Genomic DNA, 8,973 nt, shown 5'->3' with positions numbered 1-8,973 from the left:
GAATTTCAGGATTTTTCTCTTTGTTGTTACGACCATCTTGTGAAGTGTTTCACGTTGTCGTCTCAACGGAGGCGCATTATAGGGATCCCAATTTTTTGCACAAGTACTTTTTTGATCTTTTTTTCTGTTTGTTGTTTTTTCACCCTTTTTGCTGCATTCACACACAAAACGGTGCTTTTTTGCATACTAAAAGACTTGCACAAGGCCAATAATGCACCCAAAGTCATTAGTAAATCATTTATTGTTGAGGTAAGTATGTCTGATGTTTTACGCCCATACCGCGATCTTTTTCCACAAATCGGTCAGCGCGTAATGATCGACAGTAGTAGTGTGGTTATTGGTGACGCCCGCCTGGCTGATGATGTGGGGATCTGGCCGCTCGTTGTGATTCGTGGCGATGTGAATTATGTACAAATCGGTGCCCGCACTAATATTCAGGATGGTAGCGTCTTACACGTGACCCATAAATCAACGGCTAATCCACAAGGCAATCCGTTAATCGTCGGTGAAGACGTTACGGTTGGACATAAAGTGATGCTCCACGGCTGCACCATTGGCAATCGAGTTTTGGTTGGGATGGGCTCAATTTTACTTGATGGCGCAATAGTAGAAGATGATGTGATGATTGGTGCGGGTAGCCTGGTCCCACAAAATAAACGACTGGAGAGCGGATATCTGTATCTCGGTAGCCCCGTCAAACAGATCCGCCCGTTAAGTGATGAAGAGAAGGCTGGGTTACGCTATTCCGCAAATAATTACGTGAAATGGAAGGACGAATATCTGGATCAGGGTAACCAGACCCAACCTTGATCATCTTCACTTTGTTCCTGAATTAAGTTTTCCGCTTCTTCCTCCAGGTCCCAGCGATGCTGACGAAAATTCGCTAACCACTGTTCTGGCGTATCTCCTGCAAAGCGGTTCGCCAGACTCTCTCCAGTAATAGCGCAAGTGAGCTGCATACCATTTACAAGAGCTGGAAAACAAACGCATTTTTTACTCTCGTTCCACTCTTCCCTGTCAGGAAACTGGATGGCCTGATTCACGCGGACAACTCCTCCTGCAATTGCTTTATAACTGGTGCTACGTCAGGCAGAACACCGTGCCAGAGAAGAAAGGCATGAGCCGCCTGCGCCACTAACATCCCCAATCCATCCGCATTACGTTTTGAGCCTTGCTGTTCACACCATGCCAGAAAGGGCGTTTTTCCCTTCTGGTAGAACATGTCATAACAACAAATACCTGAATGGACGAGCGATGCCGGGATCGCCGGAACATCTCCACTAATGCCACTGGATGTCGCGTTAATAATAAGATCGAACTCGTGGCCTTCCAGTTCGTCCATACCCAACGCCTGAACACTTCCAGTGTGCGCAAACAATTTAGCCAACTCTTCCGCGCGAGAAACCGTTCGGTTAGTGATTGTCACCGCACAGTCCAGAGAGAGAAGCGGCAGTAATACCCCACGAGATGCCCCACCAGCGCCGATAAGCAGAATACGTAAACCGGAGCGAATAAAAGACAGACGTTCCAGATCGCTTAACAAGCCTACACCATCGGTATTGTCACCCAGCAGGCGTCCATCTTCTAACCGCTTGAGGGTATTAACAGCACCAGCCAACGCTGCCCGTTCAGTAAGCTCATCTGCTCTGGCAAAAGCCTCTTCTTTAAAAGGCACTGTCACATTCGCACCTTTACCACCAGCACTAAAGAAAGCGTTTAGCGTGTTGATGAAATCATTGATGGGTGCCAGCACGCGGCCATAGGGATGTTCAATATTCAGTTGCTGAGCAAATTGCTGATGAATGAATGGCGATTTGCTGTGGGCTATCGGATTACCAAAAACAGCATAGGTTTCCATTATGTTACCCCTGTCGAAACAGTTCACCCGTCAGGGCATCACGAATTTCTGAAGGATTTAAACGACCGCCCGTTTCACCTCGCACAACCGGGAAATCAGCACCAAACTGTGCGTGAACTTCCTCTATTGTTCGACAAGGTGGCAATCCACTCAAGTTGGCACTGGTAGAAACCAGCGGTTTACCATAAGCCTGGCACAAAGCAACCACCAATGGATGGTCGGTGACTCGTACAGCAAGCGAATCAAAGCGGCCCGTCAACCATCGTGGTGTTGTCGCAGGCGCGGGAAAGACAAAAGTGACAGGACCAGGCCAGCGAGAAAAAATGGTTTCACGCTGCGCGTCAGTCAGCATGCTGTCATCAATATAGGGTTTAAGCTGCTCGTAATTTGCCGCGATTAAAATCAGCCCCTTATCAACCGGACGCTGTTTTAAATCCAACAGCCGCATCACTGCTGTTTCGCTATCAGGATCGCACCCGACACCGAAAACGGCTTCCGTTGGATAGGCGATGACACGTTCTTCATTGAGGACATCTATCGCAGCTGCGATAGCGTCTCCTTGCAGGTTATTATTCACGTTATTATTCCGCCGAAACCGGCTTTCCACATTGTTTACTGGCACAAAAGTGTTTTACACCCTGCGCGGTTTTCTTTTCGATGAGTAGCGGATAATGACACTCAGGGCACTCTCCGGCTATTGGTTTGAAGTTAATAGCAAATTGACACTCAGGGTAGCGATCACAGGAGTGAAATGTTTTGCCATAACGGGAGCGGCGCTGGACCAGATGGCCCGTCCGACATTGAGGACAGGTAATTGCTGTTTCGTCCGGTTTATCGATAAGTTCGGTATGTTCGCATTCAGGATAGTTACTGCAACCAATAAACATACCAAAGCGTCCCTGGCGTAATACCAGATTTGCTCCGCATGCAGGGCAAACCTGTCCCTCCAGAACTTTGACGATATGCCCATCCGCTGAAGATTTCAGAGGACGGACGTAGTCACACGCCGGATACTGTGAGCACCCAAGAAACGGACCGTGTTTCCCGGATCGAATAACCAGTTCAGCCCCGCACTTTGGGCAGGACTCATTATTACGCACCGTGAACAGTGCTGATTTCGCCATAACAACTTATGCTGAATTAAAGAAATGATTAATGCAGCATACCTTCATTCACTTCAAAGAGTAATTCTTCCATTTGCTGGTACGCATTTTCGCAGCCCGGGATGTTGAACAACACCATCAGGATCACCCATTTCAGATCATCCAGTTCGAACTCTGCGTTATCCAGCGCAAGCACTCGCTCTATCACCATTTCACGAGTTTCAAGGTTGAGCACCTGAATCTGCTCAAGGAAAAGCAGAAACCCACGGCAGCTGGCATCCAGTCGTTCACACTCTTCCGGTGTATAAATACGCATGGAGAGAGGATCCGAGGCCAGTTGCATCGGTTCTGCCAGCCCTTCCTGATAATCAGCAAGTTTTTCCAGCCATAGCAGGGCATTGTAGATATCTTCTCGCTCAAAACCTGCGTCGGTAAGATCCTGTTCAAGTTTGTCTTGATCCACACGCAACTCAGCTTCAGTGTGAATATAGGTTTCAAACAAATACATTAGTACGTCGAACATGGCATGCCCTCCTCAATCGGACATAGCCGCCGGGTACAGCTGCGATCCATCCTGCTAACTCCAGTTCAAGTAGTTGAGTAACTACCTCTGGCACAGGTTGGCCGGCACGTTCAGCGACGACGTCAACAGGTGTTACCTCATCTCCTACGTTAGCCAGGAGCTCAGGAAATGGCAATGCCACGTCTTCCTGATCTGATGAATAAAATGATTTTTCAGGGGCATCTGGCAACCAGTGCAATCCATATTGCAAATTTTCCAGAATTTCTTCCGGTTCCGTCACAAGAATCGCACCTTGTTTTATAAGCCAGTGGGGGCCTTCACTTCCGGGGCTCCCTAATGGACCGGGCAAAGCAAAAACTTCACGTCCCTGCTCAAGCGCACAACGCGCTGTTACCAGTGAACCACTGCGCAAAGCCGCTTCCACCACCAGTACACCTTTACTTAGACCACTGATAATGCGATTTCTTCGCGGGAAATTGTAAGCAAGAGGAGGGGTATCGAGGGGAAATTCCGAGACAAGAGCCCCACCATGTTCAAGCAGACTGGTAGCCAGTCGGGCATGGCGACGCGGATGAATTGTATTGAGCCCATTCCCCAGCACAGCAACACTGACGCCATTTACCTGCAAGGCCGCTTTATGCGCTACACCATCGATTCCGCGCGCCAGCCCACTGGTAATTGTCACGCCTCGCGCCGCCAGCGCCTCACATAACAGCCGCCCCCACCGTTCGCCATACCATGAATGCGCCCGGCTTCCCACTACGGCCAACTGAAATGATTGCAGCGCCTGTAGATCACCAGCAACAAATAGTGCACCTGGATAATCAGCCGTTGCAATAAGTTGAGGAGGATAAAATTCGCTGTCCGCAGGGATTAAATGATGGTTGGGTTGCTCCAACCAACAAAGTGAGCTTTCGATACTCTTTCGCGGAAATGAAAGAAAGCGCTGTGCCTGCCGCAATGTAAGCCCTGTTTGCTGCAATACAACCGCATCAATATTTGGCTGTTCTGCCAGCCAGTGAGCTATACGGACCATATCATCGCCGTACAAGCTGCTGATGCTCATTAAACGCAGCCAAATTTCGGTATCGACCATCCTTATCTCCCTGCCATAAGCAGCCTTAGCAATCTTTGCGATTGGTCAGTGATGCTGTCAATCAGAGGGGGATTTGTCTAGAATAGAAGAAATAATCTTTCTAACTCCTGAACACATCTCTGGAGATTTATGTCAGTTTTGCAAGTGTTACATATTCCGGACGAGCGGCTTCGCAAAGTTGCTAAACCGGTAGAAGAAGTGAATGCAGAAATTCAGCGTATCGTCGATGATATGTTCGAGACGATGTACGCGGAAGAAGGTATTGGCCTGGCGGCAACCCAGGTTGATATCCATCAACGTATCATTGTTATTGATGTTTCGGAAAACCGTGACGAACGGCTGGTGTTAATCAATCCGGAGCTTTTAGAAAAAAGCGGCGAAACAGGCATTGAAGAAGGTTGCCTGTCGATCCCTGAACAACGTGCTTTAGTGCCACGCGCAGAGAAAGTTAAAATTCGCGCCCTGGACCGCGACGGTAAACCATTTGAACTGGAAGCAGATGGTCTGTTAGCCATCTGCATTCAGCATGAAATGGATCACCTGGTCGGTAAACTGTTCATGGATTACCTGTCACCGCTGAAACAACAACGTATTCGTCAGAAAGTTGAAAAACTGGATCGTCTGAAAGCCCGGGCTTAAGGATAAGAACTAACGTGTCAGAATCACTACGTATTATTTTTGCGGGAACACCTGACTTTGCAGCGCGTCATCTTGACGCGCTGTTGTCTTCTGGACATAACGTTGTCGGCGTGTTCACCCAACCGGACCGACCGGCAGGTCGCGGTAAAAAACTAATGCCCAGCCCGGTTAAAGTGCTGGCAGAAGAGAAAGGGTTACCGGTTTTTCAGCCTGTTTCCCTGCGTCCACAAGAAAACCAGCAACTGGTCGCCGATCTGCACGCTGATGTTATGGTCGTCGTCGCCTATGGCTTAATTCTGCCTAAAGCAGTGCTGGAGATGCCGCGTCTTGGCTGTATCAACGTTCATGGTTCACTGCTGCCACGCTGGCGCGGCGCCGCGCCAATCCAACGTTCGCTGTGGGCGGGCGATACAGAAACCGGCGTGACCATTATGCAAATGGATGTCGGTTTAGACACGGGCGACATGCTCTATAAACTCTCCTGCCCGATTACCGCAGAAGATACCAGCGGCACGTTATATGACAAACTGGCAGAGCTTGGCCCACAAGGGCTTATCGCCACATTGAAACAACTGGCAGACGGCACGGCGAAACCAGAAGTTCAGGACGAAACTCTTGTTACTTACGCCGAAAAGTTGAGTAAAGAAGAAGCGCGTATTGACTGGTCACTTTCGGCAGCGCAGCTTGAACGCTGCATTCGCGCTTTCAATCCATGGCCAATGAGCTGGCTGGAAATTGAAGGACAGCCGGTTAAAGTCTGGAAAGCGTCGATCATTGATACGGTAACCAACGCTGCCCCAGGAACGATCCTTGAAGCCAATAAACAAGGCATTCAGGTTGCGACTGGTGATGGCATCCTGAACCTGCTCTCGTTACAACCTGCGGGTAAGAAAGCGATGAGCGCGCAAGACCTCCTGAATTCTCGTCGGGAATGGTTTGTTCCGGGCAAGCGTCTGGCCTGATAGTCCACTCTTCTAAGCCCGGTCTTGCCGGGCATTTTTATACTTATGAAAAAACAACGTAATTTACGTAGCATGGCGGCCCAGGCCGTTGAACAAGTCGTCGAGCAAGGGCAATCATTAAGCAACATTTTGCCACCGCTCCAGCAAAAAGTTTCCGATAAAGACAAAGCACTTCTTCAAGAGTTGTGCTTTGGCGTACTGCGCACGCTTTCACAGTTAGACTGGCTGATTAATAAGTTAATGGCCCGTCCGATGACCGGCAAACAGCGGACCGTGCATTACCTGATTATGGTTGGTTTGTATCAACTGCTTTATACCCGCATTCCACCGCATGCTGCGCTTGCTGAAACGGTTGAAGGCGCTGTCGCAATTAAGCGCCCGCAACTTAAAGGGTTGATTAACGGTGTATTACGTCAGTTCCAGCGTCAGCAAGAAGAGTTATTAGCCGAGTTTAATGCCAGTGATGCACGTTATCTGCATCCTTCCTGGTTGCTCAAGCGTCTGCAAAAAGCGTATCCAGAGCAGTGGCAATCTATCGTTGAAGCCAATAACCAGCGTCCGCCAATGTGGCTGCGCGTTAATCGTACGCATCATTCCCGCGACAGTTGGCTTGCATTGCTGGATGAAGCAGGAATGAAAGGCTTCCCGCATTCGGATTACCCTGATGCTGTACGGCTGGAAACACCTGCACCTGTTCATGCGCTACCTGGTTTTGAAGACGGATGGGTTACCGTTCAGGATGCTTCAGCACAAGGTTGCATGACCTGGCTTGCGCCACAAAACGGTGAACACATTCTGGATCTTTGCGCCGCCCCGGGCGGTAAAACTACGCATATTCTTGAGGTTGCTCCAGAGGCACAAGTTCTGGCGGTCGATATTGATGAACAACGCCTCTCTCGCGTTTACGACAATTTAAAACGACTTGGTATGAAGGCAACCGTGAAACAAGGTGATGGCCGCTACCCTTCCCAATGGTGTGGCGAGCAACAGTTTGATCGCATTTTATTAGATGCGCCTTGTTCAGCAACGGGTGTGATTCGTCGCCATCCGGATATCAAGTGGTTACGTCGTGATCGCGATATCCCGGAACTCGCGCAACTGCAGTCTGAAATTCTCGACGCCATTTGGCCGCATTTAAAATCCGGTGGAACCCTGGTCTATGCCACCTGTTCGGTGTTACCGGAAGAGAATAGCCTGCAGGTTAAAGCCTTTTTGCAACGTACCGCTGATGCCGAACTTTGCGACACCGGAACACCAGAACAACCGGGTAAGCAAAATCTGCCTGGTGCCGAAGAGGGCGACGGCTTCTTTTACGCTAAGCTAATCAAAAAGTGATGAGATAACGGGTCGCGACTGATGAAAATTATCATTCTGGGTGCCGGCCAGGTTGGCGGCACGCTAGCGGAAAACCTGGTTGGCGAGAACAACGATATTACTGTTGTCGATACCAACGGTGAGCGTCTGCGGACCTTGCAGGATAAATTTGACCTGCGAGTCGTGCAGGGGCATGGCTCTCATCCACGCGTATTGCGGGAGGCAGGTGCCGACGACGCCGATATGCTGGTTGCTGTAACCAGTTCAGATGAAACCAATATGGTTGCCTGCCAGGTAGCCTACTCACTTTTCAACACCCCTAATCGCATCGCTCGTATCCGCTCACCAGACTACGTGCGCGATGCCGATAAGCTATTTCATTCAGATGCTGTACCAATTGATCATCTGATCGCACCAGAGCAGTTGGTTATCGATAATATTTACCGACTGATTGAGTATCCCGGCGCATTGCAGGTGGTGAACTTCGCTGAGGGCAAAGTTAGCCTTGCTGTGGTAAAAGCCTATTATGGTGGCCCGCTGATTGGTAATGCACTTTCGACCATGCGCGAACATATGCCACATATCGATACTCGTGTGGCAGCAATTTTCCGCCACGATCGCCCCATTCGTCCGCAAGGTTCGACCATTGTTGAAGCCGGTGATGAAGTATTCTTTATTGCCGCCTCGCAGCATATACGCGCGGTGATGAGTGAATTACAGCGACTGGAAAAACCGTATAAGCGGATCATGCTGGTTGGTGGCGGTAATATCGGTGCAGGGCTGGCGCGTCGTCTGGAAAAAGATTACAGCGTCAAACTCATCGAACGTAATCAGCAGCGCGCTGCCGAACTGGCGGAAAAGTTGCAGAATACGATCGTCTTTTTTGGTGATGCGTCGGATCAAGAACTGCTGGCCGAAGAACATATCGATCAAGTTGATCTGTTTATTGCCGTCACCAACGATGACGAGGCCAATATCATGTCAGCCATGCTCGCCAAACGTATGGGTGCGAAAAAGGTGATGGTATTGATCCAGCGTCGCGCTTATGTGGATCTGGTTCAGGGGAGCGTGATCGATATTGCGATTTCACCACAACAAGCAACTATTTCTGCGTTGCTTAGTCATGTGCGAAAAGCAGATATTGTTGGTGTTTCCTCATTGCGCCGCGGCGTAGCAGAAGCTATTGAAGCCGTTGCTCACGGTGATGAAAGCACCTCGCGCGTTGTCGGCAGAGTCATTGATGAAATCAAGCTACCGCCGGGAACGATTATTGGAGCGGTGGTACGTGGAAACGACGTGATGATTGCCAATGACAATCTGCGCATTGAGCAAGGCGATCACGTAATTATGTTCCTCACAGATAAAAAGTTTATTACCGACGTCGAAAGACTCTTCCAGCCAAGTCCTTTCTTTTTGTAATTAATAAGGCGTCTAATGACGCCTTATTATTTCCCTTTGAATATCAAGGATTAATTAAA

At 49.4% G+C, this 8,973-nt stretch carries 11 protein-coding genes; 5 read left to right on the top strand and 6 right to left on the bottom strand.

Annotated features, from left to right (window positions below):
• Positions 1-255 precede the first annotated feature (255 nt).
• Entirely contained in the window at positions 256-810 is a 555-nt protein-coding gene (locus D9741_RS23125; RefSeq protein ID WP_130206867.1) for a gamma carbonic anhydrase family protein, read from the top strand.
• On the opposite strand, the gene D9741_RS23120 is transcribed toward D9741_RS23125, so the two are convergent.
• Genes D9741_RS23120 through dprA form a run of 6 tightly spaced genes read right to left on the bottom strand, consistent with a single transcriptional unit; the run spans position 786 to position 4,580 of the window.
• Entirely contained in the window at positions 786-1,043 is a 258-nt protein-coding gene (locus D9741_RS23120) for a DUF1488 domain-containing protein (RefSeq protein WP_130217594.1), read from the bottom strand. The two genes, D9741_RS23125 and D9741_RS23120, sit on opposite strands and share 25 nt — an antisense overlap.
• Positions 1,040-1,858 carry a shikimate dehydrogenase gene (aroE, locus tag D9741_RS23115; protein WP_130217596.1) on the bottom strand — a complete coding sequence of 273 codons (819 nt, stop codon included), beginning with the start codon at positions 1,856-1,858 and terminating at the stop codon, positions 1,040-1,042. The genes D9741_RS23120 and aroE overlap by 4 nt, the downstream gene beginning before the upstream one ends.
• A gap of 4 nt (positions 1,859-1,862) precedes the next feature.
• Complete coding sequence (gene tsaC / locus D9741_RS23110) at positions 1,863-2,435, bottom strand: L-threonylcarbamoyladenylate synthase type 1 TsaC (RefSeq protein WP_130217598.1); 573 nt, start codon at positions 2,433-2,435, stop codon at positions 1,863-1,865.
• A 4-nt stretch (positions 2,436-2,439) separates the two neighbouring features.
• The gene (locus D9741_RS23105; RefSeq protein WP_001129723.1) at positions 2,440-2,982 is read right to left on the bottom strand and encodes a type I DNA topoisomerase; all 543 of its coding nucleotides are present in this window, start codon (positions 2,980-2,982) and stop codon (positions 2,440-2,442) included.
• Between the two features lie 28 nt (positions 2,983-3,010).
• Positions 3,011-3,484, bottom strand: coding sequence for a DUF494 family protein Smg (gene smg / locus D9741_RS23100; RefSeq protein ID WP_000460680.1), 474 nt, complete (start codon positions 3,482-3,484; stop codon positions 3,011-3,013).
• Positions 3,456-4,580, bottom strand: a complete 1,125-nt coding sequence (gene dprA / locus D9741_RS23095; protein ID WP_130217600.1) for a DNA-protecting protein DprA — start codon at positions 4,578-4,580, stop codon at positions 3,456-3,458. Before dprA ends, smg begins: the two co-directional genes overlap by 29 nt.
• A gap of 129 nt (positions 4,581-4,709) precedes the next feature.
• Between dprA and def the strand changes: the two genes are divergently transcribed.
• From def to trkA, 4 genes are read left to right on the top strand one after another with little or no spacing between them, the layout of a single operon-like run.
• The gene (gene def, locus D9741_RS23090; RefSeq protein WP_000114984.1) at positions 4,710-5,219 is read left to right on the top strand and encodes a peptide deformylase; all 510 of its coding nucleotides are present in this window, start codon (positions 4,710-4,712) and stop codon (positions 5,217-5,219) included.
• A gap of 14 nt (positions 5,220-5,233) precedes the next feature.
• Complete coding sequence (fmt, locus tag D9741_RS23085) at positions 5,234-6,181, top strand: methionyl-tRNA formyltransferase (protein WP_130217602.1); 948 nt, start codon at positions 5,234-5,236, stop codon at positions 6,179-6,181.
• 45 nt (positions 6,182-6,226) lie between these two features.
• Positions 6,227-7,516 (top strand): 16S rRNA (cytosine(967)-C(5))-methyltransferase RsmB, encoded by a 1,290-nt coding sequence (gene rsmB, locus D9741_RS23080; RefSeq protein WP_130217604.1) that lies wholly within the window; start codon positions 6,227-6,229, stop codon positions 7,514-7,516.
• A 21-nt stretch (positions 7,517-7,537) separates the two neighbouring features.
• A complete protein-coding gene (trkA, locus tag D9741_RS23075; RefSeq protein WP_000691382.1) occupies positions 7,538-8,914 on the top strand; it encodes a Trk system potassium transporter TrkA in 1,377 nt (458 codons plus the stop codon).
• Positions 8,915-8,973: the final 59 nt, after the last annotated feature.

This window comes from Escherichia sp. E14V7, from assembly GCF_004212225.1.
Lineage (GTDB): Bacteria > Pseudomonadota > Gammaproteobacteria > Enterobacterales > Enterobacteriaceae > Escherichia.
The sequence above is the reverse complement of the archived record's forward strand: the minus strand, read 5'-3'. Positions and strand labels throughout refer to the sequence as shown.

What these genes read in the sequence shown, in the direction of transcription:
- D9741_RS23125 (WP_130206867.1), top strand. Translation starts at nt 256, where the DNA reads ATGTCTGATGTTTTACGCCCATACCGCGATCTTTTTCCACAAATCGGT.
- aroE (WP_130217596.1), bottom strand. Translation starts at nt 1,858, where the DNA reads ATGGAAACCTATGCTGTTTTTGGTAATCCGATAGCCCACAGCAAATCG.
- D9741_RS23105 (WP_001129723.1), bottom strand. Translation starts at nt 2,982, where the DNA reads ATGGCGAAATCAGCACTGTTCACGGTGCGTAATAATGAGTCCTGCCCA.
- smg (WP_000460680.1), bottom strand. Translation starts at nt 3,484, where the DNA reads ATGTTCGACGTACTAATGTATTTGTTTGAAACCTATATTCACACTGAA.
- dprA (WP_130217600.1), bottom strand. Translation starts at nt 4,580, where the DNA reads ATGGTCGATACCGAAATTTGGCTGCGTTTAATGAGCATCAGCAGCTTG.
- def (WP_000114984.1), top strand. Translation starts at nt 4,710, where the DNA reads ATGTCAGTTTTGCAAGTGTTACATATTCCGGACGAGCGGCTTCGCAAA.
- rsmB (WP_130217604.1), top strand. Translation starts at nt 6,227, where the DNA reads ATGAAAAAACAACGTAATTTACGTAGCATGGCGGCCCAGGCCGTTGAA.
- trkA (WP_000691382.1), top strand. Translation starts at nt 7,538, where the DNA reads ATGAAAATTATCATTCTGGGTGCCGGCCAGGTTGGCGGCACGCTAGCG.